Consider the following 19,736-nt stretch of genomic DNA (forward strand, 5'->3'; position numbering starts at 1 on the left):
CCCACATTTTTGACCGCGTTGCGGGATCAGGCCTTGGTGATCAAGCCATCCGCCCGGAACATCCCGCGAATGCCGCGCACCGCCTGGCGAATCCGGTCCTGGTTTTCGATCAGCGCAAAGCGCACGTGATCGTCGCCGTACTCACCAAAACCGATCCCCGGTGATACACACACCTTGGCTTCGAGCAGCAGCTTCTTGGCAAATTCCAGCGAGCCCATGGCGGCATACGCCTCGGGAATCTTCGCCCAGACGTACATCGACGCCTTCGGGTTTTCCACCATCCAGCCCAACTCATGCAGACCCTTGACCAGCACATTGCGGCGCTGGCGGTACTGTTCGGCGATGTCTTTGACGCACTGTTGGTCGCCTTCCAGCGCAGCGATCGCCGCCACCTGCAGCGGGGTGAAGGTGCCGTAGTCGTGGTAGCTCTTGATACGGGCCAGGGCGTTGACCAGTTCCGGGTTGCCGACCATGAAGCCGATGCGCCAGCCGGCCATGTTGTAGCTTTTGGACAGGGTGAAAAACTCCACCGCAATGTCCTTGGCGCCCGGCACCTGCATGATCGACGGGGCTTTCCAGCCGTCGTAGACGATGTCGGCGTAGGCCAGGTCATGTACCACCAGCACGTCGTACTGCTTGGCCAGCGCAATCACGCGCTCGAAGAAATCCAGCTCCACGCACTGCGCGGTCGGGTTGGACGGGAAACCGAGGATCATCATCTTCGGCTTGGGAATCGAGCCGCGAATCGCGCGTTCCAGCTCGGCGAAGAAGTCCACGCCAGGCACCAGCGGTACCGAACGCACCTGGGCGCCGGCAATCACGGCACCGTAGATGTGAATCGGGTAGCTGGGGTTCGGCACCAGCACGGTATCGCCCTGGTCCAGGGTGGCCAGCATCAAGTGCGCCAGGCCTTCCTTGGAACCGATGGTCACGATGGCTTCCGACTCGGGGTCGATGTCCACTTCATAGCGGTCCTTGTACCAGCGCGAAATGGCGCGGCGCAGGCGCGGAATGCCCTTGGAAGTGGAGTAGCCGTGGGTGTCTTCGCGCTGGGCGACGGTGACCATCTTCTCCACGATATGTGGTGGCGTGGCGCCGTCAGGGTTACCCATGCTCAAGTCGATGATGTCTTCGCCGCGCCGACGCGCAGCCATCTTCAGCTCGGCAGTGATATTGAAAACATACGGGGGGAGTCGATCAATGCGCGCAAAGCGGCGCGGCGAACCTTGGTCTGCCATTGTTGCCTCGAGAGTACGTAAGCGCCCGGAACCGTCCGAGCGACGTCGGCCACTGCGGTGGCCTGCGGGGCAGACAATACGGTCGATGATGGCCAGTTGTCCAGATGCGTAGGAAAATTTTCTGCATGGAGTCCAGCGCGGATATGCCCCTATACTCGATGCGGGTTTGTTCCCTCATAAGAAGGAGACTGTTCGTATGGATCAGCAGACAAGACAACCGTTGGAGCCACGCATGGAAGCCGGTAAAGCCCTGGTGATCGCCGGGGTGCAAGGGCGTTATTCGAAGGCCACCGTGGGCGATATCCCCAAGCTGTGGGAGTTGTTCGATACCTGCGTCAAGGACATCAAGAAGCGCGTTGGCGGCGTGACCTATGGGGTGTGCCACAACCCCAAACATGACGAATTCGACTACATGGCCGGGGTTGAAGTCCCCACCAAGGGCGATGTACCGAGCAACTTCGAGTCCATCGAAATTCCGCCGCTCAACTACGCCGTGTTCCCGCACTACGGCCCGGTGCAGGCGCTGGAGCAGACCTACGAACGCATCATGTTCGAATGGTTGCCGCACTCGGGCTACAAGGTGATGGGCGCGGATTTCGAGCGTTACAGCGCGGATTTTGATGCGCGCAAGGGCATCGGGACGGTGGAGATCTGGCTGCCGGTTCAAGCCAAGGCCTGAAGCAACGCGATTGAGCTGCCTGGGCAGCTCAATCGATACCGTCACTCGCTGAGCAGGCGCCCGATGAAGGACTCACGACCCGCGTGAATGCCGCTGCTCTGCAGTGTGCTGTTGAACGTTACCCACTCCACCAGGCTGACTTGGCCGTGCTCGGGACGTCCGTTGGGGTCTCGCCATGCATTGGCGATGCCGTCCACACCAAAGGTGGCGTCCGGTTGACTGTCCGGGTTGAACCGGAGCAACTGGATGACGCTGCCATTGCCATTGCGGGCCAGTGCCACAATTTTCTGATCAGGCTGGACCACCACGCTGGTAAAACGGAAACCGTCGGCGTTTTTTTCCAGCGGCTTGCCGGCATTAAAGGCGGGATCGGGTTGGCCGTTGGCCAGCAGGATGGCCACGAAGTTCTTGTCCCCCGGGGTGGTATAGCTACTTCCGGCAATCGCTATTCTGCCTTCCGGGCCCTTGGCCAGTGCAGTGACTTGTCTGTTTTGCTTATTGTCGAAGGGCAATACGGCGAAGCCATTTGTACCGAAGCTGCCGTCAAGTTCACCATTATCCGTCAGGCCGACGATGTAGGCCTCGCGTTTGTCGCCCAGCTTGGTCGTGCCGGCAACTACGAAGCCTTTTTGAGTGATCAACACACTGTCGAGTTGGGAATTAACCAACGTATTCGGTCTGTCGTTTCCGAAGTTGATGACCTCGCCGTTGACTCCGAGTTGGTAGATAAAGGTGTCAGTGCCGTCACTGAATACGGCGACAATCTTGTTGTCGGCCTGCCCGGCCTTGTTGTCAGTCTGCACGGCCTTGTCGCCGGCCTGCACGGCTAAACCGCCTTTGATGCTCACGGGAAAGACCGCTTTATCCAGTTCCCTTATGCCGTTTACGCCAAACTGCAGGTCCGCGTTGCCATCCTCCGCATTGAATCGAGTAATAAATGCGCGATGCGCATTTCCCAGTGCAGCCAGCAAAACGGGCTTTCCATTAGGTTGAATGATCAGGTCCATGAGGACGGCGGATTCTGCAAGGCGCGTGTATCCGGTCCCGAATTGGGTGTCAGGCTCACCCGCAGGCGTATGTTTGGTGACGGCTAATCGATTTATGCCGCCTTCTCTCGTCAATCCCACCGTCAGGGTGGAACCGTCACTGAGCACGCGTGACAGGCCTGCGGAGGATGAGGCGATGACCGTGCCGTCCTTTGGGGATTGGTTCCCGAAGGACAGGTCCGGGCTGCCGGCGGTGTTTGCCGTAGTGTGATTCGACGGAATACTCATGAGTGTTCTCCGGATGGGACGTTGAGAGTTTCCACGCCTGCTCGTTCCAAACCTTGAGCGACAACTTCGGGCATTCCAGTACAAAGCATAGGGCGACCGCTGTATAGCTGTGAAATCTGACAGTAGACACGACCGTTCAGAGGGGCCGGTCAAACACCCAGCTCAACCGGCGCTCATACCCAATGCGGCCCCTGTAGGCCTCCCCGCTGTCCACCCAGCCGGCGCTCAGGTACATCGTCATCGCCGCCACATTGTCCGCGTCCACGGACAACTCCAGGCCCTTGATCTGCGACCACGCCTGCAGTGCCGCTGCGGGCAGCGCCTGTAGACACGCCTTGCCGAACCCGCGCCCTTGCTGCTGGCGATCCACCTGCAGCGCGTGCAGCGTCGCGCTGTGCTCGTCGGCCCAGTGGGGCAGGCAGGGTGGGCGTTTGAGCAGCAGGAAAGCCACGGGATGCTCGTCGGCAAGCAGGGCGAAGCCTTTGATCGCAGCGGGGTTGGGATTGACCAGCAGGCTGTTCAGCGCGCAGTCGATATCGCCGGAATACGCCAGTTGCTCGGGATGCACTTGCAGGGTGTTGAGCTGCTGTTTCTGCACAAGGCTCAGCGTCTCATAGGGGACGAGGCGGGTTTCCATCAGGGACGCATCCGAATTCCTACAAAGAACCGTGGATTCTAGCGGGTTTGCCGGGGGTGAAATTATTTTTCAAGCGGCTGTCGATTCGGCGTCGGCGCGTTCGACTAAGGGTGTCTTCCGTGAATTACATCCCGCAGGAGTATCGCCATGAGCACCACCATCAATCGCCTCATCGATGCCTGGAAACACGCCGTCGTCGCCCGGGATATCGACAAGATTGTCAGCTTTTACGCCGACGATATCGTCGCGTTCGACGCCGTGACCGCGTTGCAATTCAAGGGCAAGGCCGCCTATCGCGCGCACTGGGAGGAATGCATGAAGCACTGCCCCGGCCCGGGGATTTTCGAGTTCCACGAACTGCGCATCGTCGAGTCCCAGGACAGCGCATTTGCCCACTGGCTGGCCCATTGCGGCGGCGCCGGGCCGGACGGTGAGTTCAAGGCCTGCTGGATGCGCGTGACTGCCGGCTATCAACAGATCAATGGCCAATGGCGCGTGGTGCATGAGCACTGGTCGGCGCCGTTCGACATGGACAGCGGCACCGCACTGTTCGACCTGAAACCTTGAGCGCCGCGAACTATAGTCAGTAGTCCGAAAACGGAGACGCACATGAAATACCTCTGCCTGATCTACAGCAACGAACAGGTCCTGCACACCTCGCCCGACAGCCCCGCAGACCCGGAGTGTCTTGCCTATGCGCAGTCCATCGAGGCCAGCGGCCGCATGCTCGCTGCCGAACCGCTGGAATCGGTAAGCACCGCCACCACCGTGCGCATGCGCAACGGCAAGCTGTCGATCACCGATGGGCCGTTTGCCGAAACCAAGGAGCAGCTCGCCGGATTTTACCTGATCGAGGCCCGCGACTTGAATGAGGCGATCCAGGTGGCCGGTGGCATTCCGGCCGCCCGGGTCGGCAGTGTGGAAGTGCGCCCCGTGCGCGAGTTGAATCTCTGAACACAACAATCACAAGACTTGAGGAGGTTTACCCATGACAACCCAACCCGCCGAATTCGAACTGTCCATCAGCCGCTTGATCGACGCGCCGCGCAGCAAAGTCTTTCGCGCCTGGACCACGCCCGCCCTGTTGCAGCAATGGTGGGGCCCCCACGGCATGACCACCCCCGAGTGCGAAATGGACCTGTGGGTCGGTGGCCTGTTTCGCACCCTGATGCGTGCGCCGGACGGCAGCGAGTACCCGACCCAGGGCGTGTTCCTGGAGATTGAGGCGCCCAGTCGCCTGGTGTTTACCGACGCCTTCAAGCCGGGTTGGATCCCCTCGGGAAAACCGTTCATGAGCGCCGAAGTGACCTTCGAAGATGTCGACGGCAAGACCCGCTACACCGCCCGCGCGATGCACTGGAGCGCTGAAGACAAACAGGCCCACGAAGCCATGGGCTTTCACGACGGCTGGGGCCAGAGCCTGGACCGGCTGGTGACATTGGTGACCCAGGGCATGCCCGATTGACGCCGGCGATCGAGGCGATCTACCGCAGCGAATCGCGGCGCGTCCTCGCTACCCTGATCCGCCTGTTGGGGGATTTCGACCTCGCCGAAGAAGCCTTGCACGAGGCGTTCTTCGTCGCGGTCGAGCGCTGGCCGCAGGACGGTGTGCCACAAAATCCCAGGGCGTGGCTGGTCTCCACCGGTCGCTTCAAAGCCATCGACCGCTTGCGCCGCCAGGCGCGGTTCACCCCGTTGCTGCAGGCCCAGGCCGACGCGCTGCAAGCGCAGGACTGGAGCGAGGAAGACGTGGAAGATGACCGCCTGCGCCTGATTTTTACCTGCTGTCACCCGGCACTGGCACCTGACGCACAGGCGGCGCTGACCCTGCGTGAGATCTGTGACCTCACCACCGAGGAAATCGCCCGCGCCTTCCTGGCCACGCCGACCACCATTGCCCAGCGCATCGTGCGCGCCAAGGGCAAGATCCGCGAAGCGAAAATCCCTTATCAGGTGCCGTCGCTGGCCGAGCTGCCCGAGCGCCTCGACAGCGTGCTGCGCGTGGTTTACCTGGTGTTCAACGAAGGCTATTCGGCCTCCATGGGCGCCGACCTCACCCGGGAGGAACTGACCCGCGAAGCCATTCGTCTCGGTCGCCTGTTGCTGGAATTGCTGCCGGAGCCGGAAGTGATGGGCTTGCTGGCGCTGATGCTGTTGCACGAATCCCGCCGTGCAGCAAGGACCTCGGCCAGTGGCGAACTGGTGCTGTTGAATGAACAGGACCGTGCGCTGTGGGATGCGTCCTTGATGGCCGAAGGCTGCGCCTTGGTGGAACGCGCACTGGCCTTGCGCGGCTACGGGCCCTATTGCCTGCAGGCGGCGATAGCCGCGGTGCATGCCGAAGCACCGGGCGCGGGGCAAACCGACTGGCTGCAGATCGTCGGACTCTACGATGTATTGCTCAGGCAGGTGCCATCGCCGGTGATCGAGCTGAACCGCGCCGTGGCGGTGGCCATGTGGCAAGGCCCGCTGGCGGGCCTTGATCTGGTGGAAGGCATTTTGCAACGAGGCGACTTGCTCGATTACCACTTGGCGTATTCAGCGCGCGGGGAGTTTTGCCGGCAATTGGGGCGGGTAGAAGCGGCTCGTACAGCTTATGAAAAAGCCCTGTCGCTGACCCAGCAAGCGCCTGAAAAGCGCTTCCTCGAGCAGCGCCTGGCCGAACTCAAGCACTAGGAGCTGGCTCCTGAAAGGGGCCGCTCAGGGCTGCTGGCGAGTCGCGGCCAACACGATCTCGCGGATGCACACATGCTGCGGTTGCTGGTAGGCATAGGCAATCGCCGAGGCCACATCGTCGGCACTCAGCACGGTGCCGCCCATGTCCTGTTTCCAGGCTTGGTAGCCGCTCTTGATCGCCTCATCGGTGGTGTGGCTGAGCAGCTCGGTTTCCACTGCGCCCGGAGCGATGGTGATCACGCGTACATTGCTCGGCGACAATTCCTCGCGCAGGTTCTCTGAAATCCCATGCACGGCAAACTTGGTGCCGACGTACGCCACGTGGTTCGGGAAGGTCTTGCGCCCGGCCACCGAGCTGACGTTGATGATCGTGCCGCGCTTGCGCGCGACCATGCTCGCGGCCACCGCATGAATGCCATTCAGCAGGCCCTTCACGTTGACGTCGAGCATCTGCTCCCACTGCGCCGGGTCTTGCTCGCTGACTGCGCCCAGCAGCATCACCCCGGCATTGTTGATCAACGCATCGGCCGGGCCGAATTGCGCTTCAGCTTCCTTCACGGCAGCGACCAGGGCGGCGCGGTCGGTGATGTCGACCCCACGGTTCAGGGTGTTCGGCAGATTGAGGTCGTTGAGGCGATCAATACGGCGTGCCAGCAGCAACAGCGGGTGACCGGCGGCGGACAATCGGCGGGCGGTAGCTTCGCCGATACCCGAACTGGCGCCGGTGATGATGATCAGTGGCTGGCTCATGTGTGCACTCCTGGAATAAGAAAAATCGATAACTGAAACGTGGAGGAAGTATATTTACCCGGTTAAAGGCTGAAAAATGCCTTATTTCTCTGTCTGTCATCGGATCTGACTATGGATGTACGTCACCTCAAGGCGTTTCTCGCGGTGTTTGAAGAACGCAATATCACCGCTGCAGCGCAGCGTTTATTCATCAGTCAGCCGACGTTGTCGGTGACCATCAAGCAGTTGGAAGATGAGCTGGGCGTGGCGCTGTTCGTGCGTCAGCCTCGCGGGGTCGAGGTCAGTGCCGAAGCACGGGTGCTGTATCCCCAGGCGCGGCGCATGGTGGCCGAAGCGGAGGCGCTGAGCCGGTTGTTCCGCGGCCGCGAGAATCGCATTGCGCTGGACTTGGGGGTCGAGGGCGATATTGCCGACAGCCAGATCGAAACCTTCCTGCGCATGGCACACCAGGGTCTGCCCGGTTTGCTGCTGACCCTGCAGGAAGGCTGTGAAGGGGAAGGGCGCCTGGCGGTCGAGGAAATGTGCTGCGAGGACGAACTGTTCCTGCCGATCTGGGAAGAGTCCTACGTGATGGCGTTACCGGCCGCACATCCCATGGCGCAGGCTGGCACAGAGCAGGCCTGGGCGCCAATCGAGGACTGGATCACCTGCCCGCAACACGATTCCCATCAGCGCCTGATGGCCTTGTATGGGCGCTCGCCGCAGGCGGTGGCCGGGCATGCCGGCTCATTGACCCAGGCCCTGCATATGGTGGCCGCCGGTGTAGGCGTGGCGATGTTGCCGCAGTCGCTGGCGGCCGAGCGCGCCGGGGTGGTGAGCCGTGAATGGCACCTGCCGGCGCCGACGCGGCGGGTCGGGCTGTGCTTCGCCGCGCAAGCGTTGGAATCACCCGCGCTGCGCGCCCTGCACGAGTATTTCCAGAACAACCGACCGCCGCAACACTAGGCGTCAATCGACCATCAGCCCCAGCATCCAACTCCCCGCCGGCCCTGGCGGGTACTGCCGCGACCACAGCGCATCCACGGCCACCGAGCGCGGCCAACTGCGTACCTTGAGTTCGACCAGCCCGGCATTGCCGAAGCGTTCCACCAGCCAGCGAGGCAGCTCGGCCCAGCCGAAACCGAGCTGGGCCATTTCCATCAGCATCAGAAAACTCGGCGCCGACCACACGCGGCCCGTGGGGCGTGTTTCATTCGGGTTGATGATGCTCGCCAGGCGCAGTTCACGGTGTTGCTGCAGGGCTTGCAGGTCGATGGTGTCCAGGCTCGCCAAGGGATGATCCGGGGCGACGAACAGCGCGATTTCCGTGCGTTCCTCCACCGGGGCGCGGCTCAGGTCGGGCGGATACACCGCCTGGGCCTCGACGAACGCAATCTGCGCCCGGCCGCTTTGCACCAGGGCGATCAGGTCTTCGCACTCGGCGATCAGCCATTCCAGTTCCAGGTCCGGGTAACGTTGCTCGAATGCCTTGAGCGCCAGTTCGAAGCGCTCCGACTGGTAGGTGTCGGACATGGCGATGGTCACTTTCGGCTCCAGGCCCTGGGCCAACTGGCTCGCCGCCAGCTCCAGACGGCTGCTGGCCTCCAATACCTGCTCGGCGCGTTGCAGCAACACATGGCCGGCCGGTGTGAGCGTCGGCTTGCGGCTGCTGCGATCGAACAGCACCACGTCGAGATCAATCTCCAGGCTGGCCACCGCTGCGCTGACGGTGGACTGGCTCTTGCCCAGCTTGCGTGCCGCCGCCGAAAACGAACCCTGGGTGGCGGCCTGGACAAACGCCTGCAGCACTTCATGAGAGGCCATGACTATCGCCTTGATCGATGGTTATTAGTTATGAAGTATCGACTTGAAGGGTAATGATAGCAACCATCGTCACTCACGGAGCCGGGTCATGCACCCTACCAAGTCGATTACTGAACGCGTTTGCCAAGCCCTGGGTTTTGAAGGCCTGGCCTTATTGATCTGTACCCCGTTGCTGGTCTGGATCACTGGCCGGCCGGCCCTGGAGATGGGCGCGGTAACCCTGGGCCTCAGCGTGCTGGCGCTGACCTGGAACATCATTTTCAACAGCCTGTTCGACCGCCTCAAGGTGCGCCTGCAGCTCGCCGGTGGCGTGTGGACGCGCATGCTGCATGCCGTGCTGTTCGAGGGAGGGCTGATCATCGTGGCAGTCCCGCTGATTGCCGCGTGGCTGAAGATCAGCCTGGTGCAGGCGTTTTGGCTGGACATCGGCGTGCTGCTGTTTTTCCTGCCGTACACCTATGTGTATCACTGGGGGTATGACGTGTTGCGGGAAAGATTCGTACGCCAGCGCGTGCCTAGTCGGGCTTGAGCGTCGCGACAAAATCCAGGAACGCCCGCACCTTGGCCGCCGGCAAATGCCGCGAGGGGTAGTAGGCGTACAGCGGAAAACGCTCGTCCGGCCAGTCCGGGAACAACTCCACCAGGCTGCCGGCCTTGAGCGCTGGCGCCAGGCCCAGGTCGAGCATCTGCGCCACCGCATGGCCGTGCTCGCACACGCTGTACAGGGTGCTGGCATCGTTGACCACCAGGCGGCCGTCGGTGCGCACGATCAATTGCTCACCGGGGCGGTGAAATTCCCAGGCAAACGGACGACCGGTTTGCGAGTCGCGGAAATCCAGGCACATGTGCCCGTTTTCCAGGTCCTGCGGGGTGGCCGGTCGGCCATGGCGTTCCAGGTAGGCGGGGGAGGCCAGGGTAAGCACGCGCACTTGCATCAACTTGCGCGCGATCAGTGAAGAGGATTGCGGGATGCCAAAGCGGATCGCCAGGTCGAAGCCATCGGCGACCAGGTCGCCCAGTTGGTCGCGGGTATGCAGGTCCAACTGCAATTGCGGGTAGCGGCGCATGAAATCGCCTAGTACCGGGCCGAGGACCAGCCGCGAGAAGTACGGGTCGATATTCACCCGCAGGCGCCCGCGTACGGTGTGAGCGCTGTCGGCCGCCGAGTTGGCTGCCTCTTCGAGACCGGCCAGCAATGGGGCAATTTCCTGATAGAAACGCCGCCCCTCGTCGGTCAGTTGCACCGAGCGCGTGGTGCGGTCGAACAGGCGAATCCCCAAGCGTTTTTCCAGGCGTGAAATCGCCCGGCTGACGCCCGAAGGCGTCATCTCCAGGCTGACGGCGGCGCGGGCAAAACTGCCGCTGTCGACCACGGCCGCCAATACGCCCATGCCGCCGGCCAAGCCTGGATCAAAACTCATCGGTGATTGCCTGTCAGTGATTTGAAGGCATTGATGCTAGCGCAGAACGTCTACAGAAACATGCCGCCCGAGGCCTCGATGCGCTGCCCGGTGATCCAGTGGCTGCCGTCGGCCAGCAGCGTCGAGATCGCCCCGCCGATATCTTCCGGCAATCCTGCGCGGCCGAGGGCGGTATTGTTGGCGACCATCGCGTTCACGTTGGGGTTATCGCGCACCGCGCCGCCGCTGAAGTCGGTGGCTATCGCGCCGGGAGCCAGGGTGTTCACGCTGATTCCGCGCGGGCCCAGCTCCTTGGCCTGATAGCGCGACAACACTTCCACCGCACCTTTCATCGACGCATACGCCGAGTACCCCGGCAGGCTGAACCGCGCCAGGCCGCTGGAGATGTTAATGATGCGCCCGCCATCGCTGATCAGCGGCAGTAGTTTTTGCGTGAGGAAAAACGGTGCCTTGAAGTGGATTGCCACCAGGCGGTCGAACTGTTCTTCAGTGGTTTCGGCAAACGCGGCGTTGACGCCAATGCCGGCGTTGTTGATCAGGAAATTGAACTGCTGCTGGGCGAAAACCTCCTTGAGCACGCCGCCGACCTGGTTCACGAAGTCGTTGAAGGACGCGCTCTGGCTCACATCCAGTTGCAGCATGGCGGCGCGGCCACCCAGGGCTTCTATCTGTGCCACTACCGCCTGGGCTTCGTCGGCGGCGCTGTGGTAGGTGCCGATGATGTCGACGCCCTGTGCCGCCAAGTGCAGCGCGGTGCTTTTGCCCAGGCCGCGGCTGGCGCCGGTGATCAATGCGATTTTACGGGTCATGGTGCAGTCCTCTCAGGTGGTCAGTGGGACTGAGTGTATTTGTCCGGCTGTAACGTGATAAACAGGGGTATATCGGAATCACTGGCCGGATAAGGCGAACAATCCCATGAACAAGCTGGAACTGCTGCGCACCTTTGTGCGCGTCACCGAACTGTCGAGTTTCACCGGCGCCGGCGAGAGCCTGGGCCTGCCGCGCTCCAGCGTGTCCGAGCATGTCCAGGCGCTGGAAGAGCTGCTCGGCACACGCCTGCTGCAGCGCACCACGCGCAAGGTGCAGGCGACCCAGGACGGGCGTGTGCTGTATGAGCGCAGCAAGGATCTGCTGGCCCACATGGACGAGCTCGAAGGCCTGTTTCGCCAGGATGAGGCGCAACTCAGCGGGCGTATCCGCGTGGACTTGCCCAACGTGATGGCGCGGGACCTGATCCTGCCGCGCCTGCCCGAGTTCATGGACGCCCACCCCTTGATCGAGCTGGAAATCAGCACCACCGACCGCCAGGTCGACCTGCTGGCCGAAGGGTTCGACTGTGTGCTGCGGGTCGGCGCACAGCCCGACCAGACGGTGGTCGCGCGGTGGTTGTGCAGCATGCCGATGATCAACTGTGTCAGTGCCGGCTACCGCCAGCGCCATGGCGTACCCGAGACCCTCGAGGACCTGGCGCACCATCAACTGGTGCATTACGTGCGCCCCTTGGGATCACGTTCGACGGGGTTCGAATACCAGCAGGGCGACAAAGTGCACCGCGTACCGATGGCCGGGAGGGTCACGGTCAACAGCACCGATGCGTACAAATCCGCCTGCCTGGGCGGCTTCGGCATCACTCAGGTGCCGGTCCTGGGCATCCGCGATCTGCTCGCCAGTGGCGAGCTGGTTGCCGTGCTGCCCGACTACCCGGCGCCGGCGCTCGATGTGTCGCTGCTCTACGCCGGGCAACGGCATTTGCCACAGCGTGTGCGGGTGTTCATGGACTGGCTGGCCGCGACGCTGCAAGCCCGACTCTAACGGCGAGCCGACAACTGCTGCGGCGCCAGGAAGGCGTCGTGGAAATAATCGCGCACGGCCTGCATCGCCGGGGTAAACGCACGCTCGCGGTGCCAGGCCAGCCCGACACTCATGGGCGTGACCGGGTCGGTCACGGTGAGGGTTTCGATGCGCTTGCCTTCCAGTGACCAGGGCCGATGCACCAGGTCCGACAGGATCGCCACGCCGCTGCCATTGGCGACCATGCTGCGTACTGCTTCCACCGAGCTGGTGCGCAGCCGCACCTGGGGCGTTTGCCCGGCCTGTTCCCAATAGCGCATGGCGCTGTGTTCGGCTTCATCGACGGTGAGCAGGATGTACGGTTCGCGGGCCACATCCGCCAGGCTCACGGCGCCGCGTTCGCACAACGGGTGATGGCTGGGCAGCCACAGGCGGCGTTCGGAGTTGAACAGGATTTCGGAGACGATATCCGCATGAGTCAGGTTGGCGGTGAGCACTACTGCCATGTCGAATTGGCCGTCGAGCAGGCCTTGTTCGATGGCCTGGCGCTCCTGCTCGAACACTTCGATGGTCACATCCGGGTGCCAGTGTTCCATGCGCTGCAAGTGGTGCGGCAGGAAGTAACCGAGCACCGTGTAGCTGGCGGCCAGGCGCAGCACGCCACTGGCGCGGTAGTCGGGCAATGGGCTGTTGAGGGCGTCGTCGACGCTGCGCACAATCACATAGGCACGGTTGAGAAAATGCCGGCCGGCGTCGGTCAGGTTCATGCCCTGGGCCGAACGCACGAACAACTGCACGCCGAGCATCGCCTCCAGTTCCTTGATCGCCGTGGTCACCGCCGACTGGGAAATGTTGAGGTGGATGGCGGCCTGGGAAATCTGGCCGATTTCGGCGGTGGCGACGAAATAACGCACTTGGCGCAAGGTCAATGACACGCTGCATTCCTCGTAGGGGCCCGGCCTATCTGATTTTCAGAAGATGGGCTATCTGATAATAGATCTTCCCAAGGGGTCAAGACGCGGCCTACTTTTCCGCCATCACCTTTGCGGAGCGACCTCGATGCAGGCAGTGGATTTCAACTCGGACATGGGCGAAGGCTTCGGCCCCTGGACCATCGGCGATGGCGTCGACGCGCAGCTGATGGCCTATATCAGCTCGGCCAACATCGCCACCGGCTTCCACGCCGGCGACCCCGGCACCATGCGTCGCACCGTCGAGCGCGCCAAGCAACTGGGGGTGGCCATCGGTGCACATCCGGGGTTTCGCGACCTGGTCGGCTTCGGGCGTCGGCATATCAACGCCCCGGCCCAGGAGCTGGTCGACGACATTCTCTACCAGCTCGGCGCCCTGCGCGAAATCGCCCGCGCCCAAGGCGTGACGCTGCAACATATCAAGCCCCACGGCGCGCTCTACATGCATTTGGCCCGCGACGAAGAAGCCGCGCGGCTGCTGGTGCAGAACCTGCAGGTCATCGAACCGACACTGCTGTTGTACTGCATGCCCAACTCGGTGATCTGGCGCGTGGCCAAGGAACTCGGGCAACCGGTGGTGCGTGAGTTCTACGCCGACCGTGAGTACGATCTGAGCGGCTCCATCGTGTTTACCCGCACAGTGCGCACGCTGGATCCTGCCACCGTAGCGGCGCGGGTCCTACGCGCCTGTCAGACCGGGTTGGTGCGCACGGTGGAAGGCGAAGACCTGTTTATCGAATTCGATTCCATCTGCCTGCACAGCGACACACCCGGCGCCCTGGAATTGGTGGAAGCCACCCGCGAAGCCCTGGACCAGGCAGGAATCGTGGTGGCCAATGGGCTGCCTGCGGCCAACGGGGCTTGATGTGGCAAGCGGGCTTCCTGTGGCAAGCGGACTTTATGTGGTGAGCAGAATTCCTGTGGTGAGCGCGCTTTATGTGGTGAGCGGGCTTGCCCCGCGTTGGGGCGCGTAGCGGCCCTAAAATCAGACGGCCGAGTTCTACCTGGAAGTACACAGGGGGCTTACTGGGGCTGCTGCGCAGCCCAACGCGGGGCAAGCCCGCTCACCACATAAAGCGCGCTAGCCAAAGGAAGCCTGCTAGGCACAGGAAGCTTGCTAGCCAAAGGAAGCCTGCTAGGCACAGGAAGCTTGCTAGCCAAAGGAAGCCTGCTAGGCACAGGAAGCTTGCTAGCCAAAGGAAGCCTGCTAGGCACAGGAAGCTTGCTAGCCAAAGGAAGCCTGCTAGGCACAGGAAGCCTGCTAGGCACAGGAAGCTTGCTAGCCAAAGGAAGCCTGCTAGGCACAGGAAGCTTGCTAGCCAAAGGAAGCCTGCTAGGCACAGGAAGCTTGCTAGCCAAAGGAAGCCTGCTAGCCACAGGACGCCCGCTCACCACACAAAGGTTGCTTGCCACAGAAATCCCATAGGCCACAAAAAAAACCGCTCAGCACAATAAATCCACTCACCCCTATTCATTTTTTGCCTGCCTTTCTATAACGATTCCAAGAGGAACAGACATGGCTCAAACACCCCCCATCCGCTACAGCTTCGGCGGTGATGAACACCTGTTTGCCGAGGTCAGCGAGAGCATGTCGCTGGAGGCCTTTTTCACGGGCATGGCCGTGACCCGGGCCGTAGAGCGCCTGGCCCTGGAAGGTGTGCTGGATGTGTGCCTGGCCAACGCGTCGTTCCAGATTCGCTTCGACCCCGACCGCATCGCGCCACACGTGCTGCTCGACGCGGTGCAGACCGCCGAAGCCCAGGCCGTGGCCGAACGCACCCTGCACACGCGCATCATCGAAATCCCGGTGCTCTACAACGACCCCTGGACCCATGAAACGCTGATGCGTTTTCGCGACCGCCACCAGGACCCCAGCGCGACCGACCTGGAATACGCCGCGCGCATCAACGGCCTGGCCGATGTCGACGCGTTTATCGCCGCCCACAGTGGCGCGCCGTGGTTTGTGTCGATGGTCGGCTTTGTCGCGGGCCTGCCGTTCATGTTCCAGATGGTCGAGCGCGAGCGGCAGCTGCAGGTGCCCAAGTACCTGCGCCCGCGTACCGACACCCCCAAGTTGACCCTCGGCCATGGCGGCTGCTTCGGCTGCATCTACTCGGTGCGCGGGGCCGGCGGTTACCAGATGTTCGGCGTGACCCCGGCGCCGATCTACGACCCGGCGCAGCAATTGGCCTACCTCAAGGACCACATGGTGTTCTTCCGGCCCGGTGACATCGTGCAATTCAAACCCATCGACCGCGACGCCTACGACCAGGCCGTTGCCGAAGTGGACGCAGGACGTTTCGACCTGCGCATCCGTACGGTGGAATTTTCCCTCGATGCGTTTCTCGCCGACCCCATCGGCTACCCGAAAACCCTGCAGGAGGCGCTGGCATGATCAAGGTCCTCAAACCCGGCCTCGCCACCTCCGTGCAAGACCTTGGCCGCGAAGGCTATTACCACCTGGGCATTCCGCCCTCGGGGGCGTTGGACCAGTACGCCTTGAGCGCGGCCAACCACCTGGTGGGCAATCCCATCGGCGCAGCGGGCCTGGAATGCACGTTGATTGGCCCCGAGCTGGCGTTTCAACAGGACGCCCTGGTGGCCCTCAGCGGCGCGTTGATGTCACCGCGCCTGGACGGTGAAGTGGTGCACCAGGACACCGCCTTCCACGTGCGTGCCGGGCAGGTGCTGCGCTTCGAGTTTCCCAAGGCGGGCGCGCGCACTTATCTTGCGGTCGCCGGTGGCATCGACGTGCCCTTGGTGCTCGGCAGTCGTTCCACTTACACCCTCGGTGCGCTCGGTGGTTTTCACGGGCGACGCTTGCAGGCGGGGGATGAGCTGCCCATCGGTACCGCAAGCGGACAGGGGCGCGCGGGCAACAGCCTGCCGATGGCGCTGCGCCGGTCGGTCGGTGGCGATGTGACGTTGCGCGTGGTGCCGGGGCTGTACTACGAGCGCTTGACGGCGGGTGCCAAGAGCAGCTTTTTTGCCGAACCCTGGACCGTCGGCTCCGAGGCCGACCGCATCGGCTATCGCTTCAAGGGCGGCAGCGCGCTGAGCTTCCAGCCACGCGAGCAGCCGTTCGGCGCGGGCTCGGATCCGTCGAATATCGTCGACAGTTGCTACCCCATCGGTTCGATCCAGGTACCGGCCGGGCTGGAGCCGATCGTGCTGCATCGGGATGCGGTGTCGGGCGGCGGCTACGCGATGATTGGCACGGTGATCAGTGCCGACCTGGACCTGATCGGGCAGATGCAGCCGAACCAGCGCGCGGGGTTTGTGGCGGTGACGCTGGAAGAGGCGCTGGAGGCGCGGCGGGTATACAAAAAACGCCTGAAAATAATGGGCGGGTTATTCAATAGCTGAAAACCCATAGAACCAATGTAGAGCCGGCTTGCTCACGCCTGCGGTGTGTCAGTCGCCAGGTGCCCTGACTGACAGACGGCTTTCGCGAGCAAGCCCGCTCCCTCACGGTTAAACGGTGCTGTGTCAGAACAATTGGGTGAACAGCCAGTAGAGGCTGCCTGACAGCAGAATCGCCGCCGGCAGCGTCAGCACCCACGCCATCAGCAGATTGCGGATGGTCTTCATCTGCAAGCCACCGCCATTGGCGACCATGGTCCCCGCCACGCCCGACGACAACACATGGGTGGTCGACACCGGCAAGCCATACATATCCGCCGCGCCGATGGTCAGCATGGCCACCATTTCGGCCGATGCGCCCTGGGCGTAAGTCAGGTGGGTCTTGCCGATCTTCTCGCCGACGGTCACCACGATGCGTTTCCAGCCGACCATAGTCCCCAGGCCCAAGGCGATGGCCACGGCGATCTTCACCCACAGCGGGATAAAGCGCGTGGAGTTGTCGATCTGATCCTTGAACAGCTTGAGCTTGCCCTGGGTGTCGGCGTCGAAATTGCCGACCTTGCCCTTGTCCATCAGGCGAATGGTTTCGCTGGTCAGGTACATGTCGTTGCGCACGTTGCCTACGGCTTCGGCGGGGACTTTGGCCAGCGAGCCGTAGCCTTTGACTTCATCACCGATCTGGCCGGCGAGGGCGGCAAGCGCCGGTACCAGTTCCGGCGTGGCTTCCTTGGTGCGCACATAGGTCGACAGGATCGGCCGCGGGTCGCCCGTCAGCGCCTGCGGTGCGCTTTTCACCAGGGCCACCTGGGTCACTTCAGCCACGGCGGCGAACTGCAGCGATTGCTCGGCCGGCATGGTGCGGTTCAGCGCGTAGGCCATCGGCAGGGTGCCCACCAGGATCAGCATGATCAGGCCCATGCCCTTCTGGCCATCGTTGGAACCGTGGGCAAACGACACGCCGGTGCAAGTGGCGATCAGCATGCCGCGAATCCACCACGGCGGCGGGGTGTCGCCCTTGGGCGCCTTGTACAGCGCGCGGTTTTTGACAAACGCGCGCAGCGCCAGCAACAGCAGGGCGGCGAAGGCGAAGCCGATCAATGGCGACAGCAGCAGCGCATAGCCGATCTTGATCGCCTGGCTCCAATCCACCCCGCTGGTGCCGTCACGCCCGTGCATCAGCGCATTGGCCACGCCGACGCCGATGATCGAACCAATCAGCGTGTGCGAAGAAGACGCCGGCAACCCCAGCCACCAAGTGCCGAGGTTCCACAGGATCGCAGCGATCAGCAGGGCGAAGATCATCGCGAAACCGGCCGAGGAACCGACCTGCAAAATCAGCTCGACTGGCAGCAGGGCAATGATGCCGAAGGCCACGGCACCGCTGGAAAGCAGCACCCCGAGGAAGTTGAAAAACCCCGACCACACCACCGCAAAATGCGGCGGCAGCGAGTTGGTGTAGATCACCGTCGCGACCGCGTTGGCGGTGTCGTGGAAGCCGTTGACGAACTCGAAACCCAGGGCGATCAATAGCGCCACGCCCAGCAGCAGGAACGGCGTCCAGGTGGTGACCACCGCGCCCATTTCGTGCATGTCGTGCATCAGGCTGTAGGCGGTGAACAACAGGCCCATGGCGAGCACGGCGAAGAAAATGATTACCGTCACCAGGCCGGGTTTCTTGTCCAGCCTGGGTTTGGGCTCGCTGTGCGAGGAGCGGGTGGAGGCAGTCAGGGAAGGGGTGGCCATGCCGGAGCATCCAGTGTGGGGAGGATGGCATCCATATTCATTGCAGAATGTTACAGAGATACTGCGGCAGGTCAGTGTTTAATCAATCGGCCATGCCGCCGGTCTATAACTGCCCCTTGGTAGGCGCCGGCAAGCCGGCTCCCACCGTCGAGGGCATTTCAAGTCGAGCGTGCGCTTCAGTAATCCTTGCGCTTGCGAAAGGCCCAGCGCCCGGCAATCAAGGTGAACGTCGCCACCAACGCCACCAGGATCCAGAAGCCTTCCGGGTCCTGGGAAAGCGGTACACCGCCCACGTTCATGCCGAAGAAGCCGGCAATGATATTGATCGGCAGTGCCAGCACCGTCACCACGGTGAGGGTGAACAGCGTGCGGTTGCTTTGCTCGTTGAGGTTGGCGGCGATTTCTTCCTGTAACAACTTGATCCGCTCACCGAGGGCCATCAGGTCATTGATGATCAGCGCAAACTCCTCGGTGGATTTGCGCAGCTCCTTCACGTCTTCCTTCTGCAGCCATTGCGGCGGGCGGTTGAGCAGACGCAGCAGCGAGCCGGGTTCCAGCGCGAGCAGGCGTTGCAGGCGCACCAGCACCCGGCGCGCCGCCCCCAGTTCCGCCCGGTTGGTGGACAGGCGCGAGGACAGCAACTGGTCTTCGATATGGTCGACGCTGATGCTGGTCTTGCGCACGATCTGGGTCAGGACTTCGCCCTGGTCGCGCAGCAGGTGCACCAGCAGCTCCAGCGGCGAGCGAAAGGTTTCACCGGCTTTCACCGACGAGCGCAGCTTGTCCACCGAGTGCAGCGGTTGCAGGCGCGCGCTGATCAGCAAGCGGCTGCGCGCGCACACCCACAGCGTGGAAATATCCGACGAGACCATGCTGCTGAAGTTGAATACCACGTCGTTGACCACCGCGAGCAAGGCCGAGTCGACATGTTCGATGCGCGTGGAGCGCGAGCCTTCATGCAGGGCCTCGAAGAATTCCTCGGGCAAATCCAGGTGCGCCTGCATCCAGCGCTCGCACGCGGCGTGGGCCAGGTTAAGGTGCAGCCAGAGGAATTCTTCGGGGTCGCCGGGTTGCTGCAAGGCCTGCAGGGCGGTGGCCGAGTCAATCTGCTCAGCCTTTTCACCAGGGCGAAAACGGAAACCGTAAAGCAAGCCGAACAGGTCGGAATCCTGATGGCTGTAGTCGAGGCTGTGGTTCATGGAGGCTCGCAGAGAAAGCGCCTGTAGGACGTTTCACAGGTTCGCGTGAGCGATCATTGCAAGGGGATTTGACAGTTTTGTGACGGTTCGCGACTTATTGCGTTGCGATGACACTTTATTGACCGCCTGTCAGCAACCGTTCAAGAAGCCTCTCTCACCAGGCATCAAGAACCGCTGCTGACAGGGACGCT

General features: G+C 62.5%; 21 protein-coding genes. 11 read left to right on the plus strand and 10 right to left on the minus strand.

Annotation, left to right across the window (positions count from 1 at the left end):
- Positions 1-26 precede the first annotated feature (26 nt).
- On the minus strand, positions 27-1,238 hold the full coding sequence (alaC, locus tag C9990_RS06460; RefSeq protein WP_065909081.1) for an alanine transaminase: 1,212 nt from the start codon (positions 1,236-1,238) through the stop codon (positions 27-29).
- A gap of 196 nt (positions 1,239-1,434) precedes the next feature.
- Between alaC and C9990_RS06465 the strand changes: the two genes are divergently transcribed.
- Positions 1,435-1,917, plus strand: coding sequence for a GyrI-like domain-containing protein (locus C9990_RS06465; RefSeq protein ID WP_106802799.1), 483 nt, complete (start codon positions 1,435-1,437; stop codon positions 1,915-1,917).
- A 41-nt stretch (positions 1,918-1,958) separates the two neighbouring features.
- Here the strand turns inward: C9990_RS06465 and C9990_RS06470 are convergent, their stop codons facing one another.
- Both C9990_RS06470 and C9990_RS06475 read right to left on the minus strand, forming a co-directional pair.
- Positions 1,959-3,191: a hypothetical protein gene (locus C9990_RS06470; protein WP_106802800.1), complete on the minus strand. Its 1,233-nt coding sequence runs from the start codon at positions 3,189-3,191 to the stop codon at positions 1,959-1,961.
- A 136-nt stretch (positions 3,192-3,327) separates the two neighbouring features.
- Positions 3,328-3,828, minus strand: coding sequence for a GNAT family N-acetyltransferase (locus C9990_RS06475; RefSeq protein ID WP_106802801.1), 501 nt, complete (start codon positions 3,826-3,828; stop codon positions 3,328-3,330).
- 147 nt (positions 3,829-3,975) lie between these two features.
- Between C9990_RS06475 and C9990_RS06480 the strand changes: the two genes are divergently transcribed.
- Genes C9990_RS06480 through C9990_RS06495 form a run of 4 tightly spaced genes read left to right on the plus strand, consistent with a single transcriptional unit; the run spans position 3,976 to position 6,504 of the window.
- Positions 3,976-4,395 carry a nuclear transport factor 2 family protein gene (locus tag C9990_RS06480; protein WP_106802802.1) on the plus strand — a complete coding sequence of 140 codons (420 nt, stop codon included), beginning with the start codon at positions 3,976-3,978 and terminating at the stop codon, positions 4,393-4,395.
- A 42-nt stretch (positions 4,396-4,437) separates the two neighbouring features.
- The gene (locus C9990_RS06485; RefSeq protein ID WP_065909096.1) at positions 4,438-4,782 is read left to right on the plus strand and encodes a YciI family protein; all 345 of its coding nucleotides are present in this window, start codon (positions 4,438-4,440) and stop codon (positions 4,780-4,782) included.
- Positions 4,783-4,816: 34 nt separating this feature from the next.
- Entirely contained in the window at positions 4,817-5,293 is a 477-nt protein-coding gene (locus C9990_RS06490) for an SRPBCC family protein (RefSeq protein ID WP_106802803.1), read from the plus strand.
- Entirely contained in the window at positions 5,290-6,504 is a 1,215-nt protein-coding gene (locus tag C9990_RS06495) for an RNA polymerase sigma factor (protein ID WP_106802804.1), read from the plus strand. Before C9990_RS06490 ends, C9990_RS06495 begins: the two co-directional genes overlap by 4 nt.
- A gap of 24 nt (positions 6,505-6,528) precedes the next feature.
- Here C9990_RS06495 and C9990_RS06500 read toward each other — a convergent pair whose 3' ends face one another.
- On the minus strand, positions 6,529-7,254 hold the full coding sequence (locus C9990_RS06500; RefSeq protein WP_065909105.1) for an SDR family oxidoreductase: 726 nt from the start codon (positions 7,252-7,254) through the stop codon (positions 6,529-6,531).
- Positions 7,255-7,365: 111 nt separating this feature from the next.
- Here C9990_RS06500 and C9990_RS06505 point away from each other — a divergent pair, with 111 nt between their 5' ends.
- Positions 7,366-8,199 carry a LysR family transcriptional regulator gene (locus C9990_RS06505; protein WP_106802805.1) on the plus strand — a complete coding sequence of 278 codons (834 nt, stop codon included), beginning with the start codon at positions 7,366-7,368 and terminating at the stop codon, positions 8,197-8,199.
- A gap of 3 nt (positions 8,200-8,202) precedes the next feature.
- On the opposite strand, the gene C9990_RS06510 is transcribed toward C9990_RS06505, so the two are convergent.
- A complete protein-coding gene (locus C9990_RS06510) occupies positions 8,203-9,057 on the minus strand; it encodes a LysR family transcriptional regulator (RefSeq protein ID WP_106802806.1) in 855 nt (284 codons plus the stop codon).
- Between the two features lie 88 nt (positions 9,058-9,145).
- Between C9990_RS06510 and C9990_RS06515 the strand changes: the two genes are divergently transcribed.
- A complete protein-coding gene (locus C9990_RS06515) occupies positions 9,146-9,586 on the plus strand; it encodes a multidrug/biocide efflux PACE transporter (RefSeq protein WP_065909121.1) in 441 nt (146 codons plus the stop codon).
- On the opposite strand, the gene C9990_RS06520 is transcribed toward C9990_RS06515, so the two are convergent.
- Complete coding sequence (locus tag C9990_RS06520; protein ID WP_065909124.1) at positions 9,573-10,478, minus strand: LysR family transcriptional regulator; 906 nt, start codon at positions 10,476-10,478, stop codon at positions 9,573-9,575. The genes C9990_RS06515 and C9990_RS06520 overlap by 14 nt on opposite strands.
- Before the next feature lie 50 nt (positions 10,479-10,528).
- Complete coding sequence (locus C9990_RS06525; protein WP_106802807.1) at positions 10,529-11,287, minus strand: SDR family NAD(P)-dependent oxidoreductase; 759 nt, start codon at positions 11,285-11,287, stop codon at positions 10,529-10,531.
- A gap of 106 nt (positions 11,288-11,393) precedes the next feature.
- On the opposite strand from C9990_RS06525, the gene C9990_RS06530 reads away from it, so the two are divergent.
- Entirely contained in the window at positions 11,394-12,290 is an 897-nt protein-coding gene (locus C9990_RS06530) for a LysR family transcriptional regulator (RefSeq protein ID WP_065909129.1), read from the plus strand.
- Here the strand turns inward: C9990_RS06530 and C9990_RS06535 are convergent.
- A complete protein-coding gene (locus C9990_RS06535) occupies positions 12,287-13,204 on the minus strand; it encodes a LysR family transcriptional regulator (RefSeq protein ID WP_065909132.1) in 918 nt (305 codons plus the stop codon). The two genes, C9990_RS06530 and C9990_RS06535, sit on opposite strands and share 4 nt — an antisense overlap.
- Positions 13,205-13,328: 124 nt before the next feature.
- Here C9990_RS06535 and C9990_RS06540 point away from each other — a divergent pair, with 124 nt between their 5' ends.
- The 3 genes from C9990_RS06540 to C9990_RS06550 all read left to right on the plus strand — a co-directional run bounded on the left by C9990_RS06540 (position 13,329) and on the right by C9990_RS06550 (position 16,606).
- The gene (locus tag C9990_RS06540; protein WP_106802808.1) at positions 13,329-14,105 is read left to right on the plus strand and encodes a 5-oxoprolinase subunit PxpA; all 777 of its coding nucleotides are present in this window, start codon (positions 13,329-13,331) and stop codon (positions 14,103-14,105) included.
- Positions 14,106-14,756: 651 nt separating this feature from the next.
- Positions 14,757-15,635, plus strand: a complete 879-nt coding sequence (locus C9990_RS06545) for an allophanate hydrolase subunit 1 (protein WP_106802809.1) — start codon at positions 14,757-14,759, stop codon at positions 15,633-15,635.
- Entirely contained in the window at positions 15,632-16,606 is a 975-nt protein-coding gene (locus C9990_RS06550) for a biotin-dependent carboxyltransferase family protein (protein ID WP_106802810.1), read from the plus strand. The genes C9990_RS06545 and C9990_RS06550 overlap by 4 nt, the downstream gene beginning before the upstream one ends.
- 123 nt (positions 16,607-16,729) lie before the next feature.
- Here the strand turns inward: C9990_RS06550 and C9990_RS06555 are convergent, their stop codons facing one another.
- Positions 16,730-18,346, minus strand: a complete 1,617-nt coding sequence (locus tag C9990_RS06555) for an inorganic phosphate transporter (protein ID WP_106802811.1) — start codon at positions 18,344-18,346, stop codon at positions 16,730-16,732.
- A 176-nt stretch (positions 18,347-18,522) separates the two neighbouring features.
- Complete coding sequence (locus tag C9990_RS06560) at positions 18,523-19,545, minus strand: transporter (RefSeq protein WP_065909143.1); 1,023 nt, start codon at positions 19,543-19,545, stop codon at positions 18,523-18,525.
- Between the last annotated feature and the right edge of the window lie 191 nt (positions 19,546-19,736).

The sequence above is a fragment of the Pseudomonas sp. S5D5 genome, from assembly GCF_003013355.1.
In the GTDB taxonomy this organism is placed as follows: domain Bacteria; phylum Pseudomonadota; class Gammaproteobacteria; order Pseudomonadales; family Pseudomonadaceae; genus Aquipseudomonas; species Aquipseudomonas aylmerensis.

Coding starts and splice junctions, on each gene's coding strand:
- C9990_RS06540 (WP_106802808.1), top strand. CDS start 13,329: ATGCAGGCAGTGGATTTCAACTCGGACATGGGCGAAGGCTTCGGCCCC.
- C9990_RS06525 (WP_106802807.1), bottom strand. CDS start 11,287: ATGACCCGTAAAATCGCATTGATCACCGGCGCCAGCCGCGGCCTGGGC.
- C9990_RS06510 (WP_106802806.1), bottom strand. CDS start 9,057: ATGGCCTCTCATGAAGTGCTGCAGGCGTTTGTCCAGGCCGCCACCCAG.
- C9990_RS06520 (WP_065909124.1), bottom strand. CDS start 10,478: ATGAGTTTTGATCCAGGCTTGGCCGGCGGCATGGGCGTATTGGCGGCC.
- C9990_RS06490 (WP_106802803.1), top strand. CDS start 4,817: ATGACAACCCAACCCGCCGAATTCGAACTGTCCATCAGCCGCTTGATC.
- C9990_RS06470 (WP_106802800.1), bottom strand. CDS start 3,191: ATGAGTATTCCGTCGAATCACACTACGGCAAACACCGCCGGCAGCCCG.
- alaC (WP_065909081.1), bottom strand. CDS start 1,238: ATGGCAGACCAAGGTTCGCCGCGCCGCTTTGCGCGCATTGATCGACTC.
- C9990_RS06550 (WP_106802810.1), top strand. CDS start 15,632: ATGATCAAGGTCCTCAAACCCGGCCTCGCCACCTCCGTGCAAGACCTT.
- C9990_RS06560 (WP_065909143.1), bottom strand. CDS start 19,545: ATGAACCACAGCCTCGACTACAGCCATCAGGATTCCGACCTGTTCGGC.
- C9990_RS06480 (WP_106802802.1), top strand. CDS start 3,976: ATGAGCACCACCATCAATCGCCTCATCGATGCCTGGAAACACGCCGTC.
- C9990_RS06465 (WP_106802799.1), top strand. CDS start 1,435: ATGGATCAGCAGACAAGACAACCGTTGGAGCCACGCATGGAAGCCGGT.
- C9990_RS06485 (WP_065909096.1), top strand. CDS start 4,438: ATGAAATACCTCTGCCTGATCTACAGCAACGAACAGGTCCTGCACACC.
- C9990_RS06500 (WP_065909105.1), bottom strand. CDS start 7,254: ATGAGCCAGCCACTGATCATCATCACCGGCGCCAGTTCGGGTATCGGC.
- C9990_RS06505 (WP_106802805.1), top strand. CDS start 7,366: ATGGATGTACGTCACCTCAAGGCGTTTCTCGCGGTGTTTGAAGAACGC.
- C9990_RS06545 (WP_106802809.1), top strand. CDS start 14,757: ATGGCTCAAACACCCCCCATCCGCTACAGCTTCGGCGGTGATGAACAC.
- C9990_RS06530 (WP_065909129.1), top strand. CDS start 11,394: ATGAACAAGCTGGAACTGCTGCGCACCTTTGTGCGCGTCACCGAACTG.
- C9990_RS06555 (WP_106802811.1), bottom strand. CDS start 18,346: ATGGCCACCCCTTCCCTGACTGCCTCCACCCGCTCCTCGCACAGCGAG.
- C9990_RS06475 (WP_106802801.1), bottom strand. CDS start 3,828: ATGGAAACCCGCCTCGTCCCCTATGAGACGCTGAGCCTTGTGCAGAAA.
- C9990_RS06515 (WP_065909121.1), top strand. CDS start 9,146: ATGCACCCTACCAAGTCGATTACTGAACGCGTTTGCCAAGCCCTGGGT.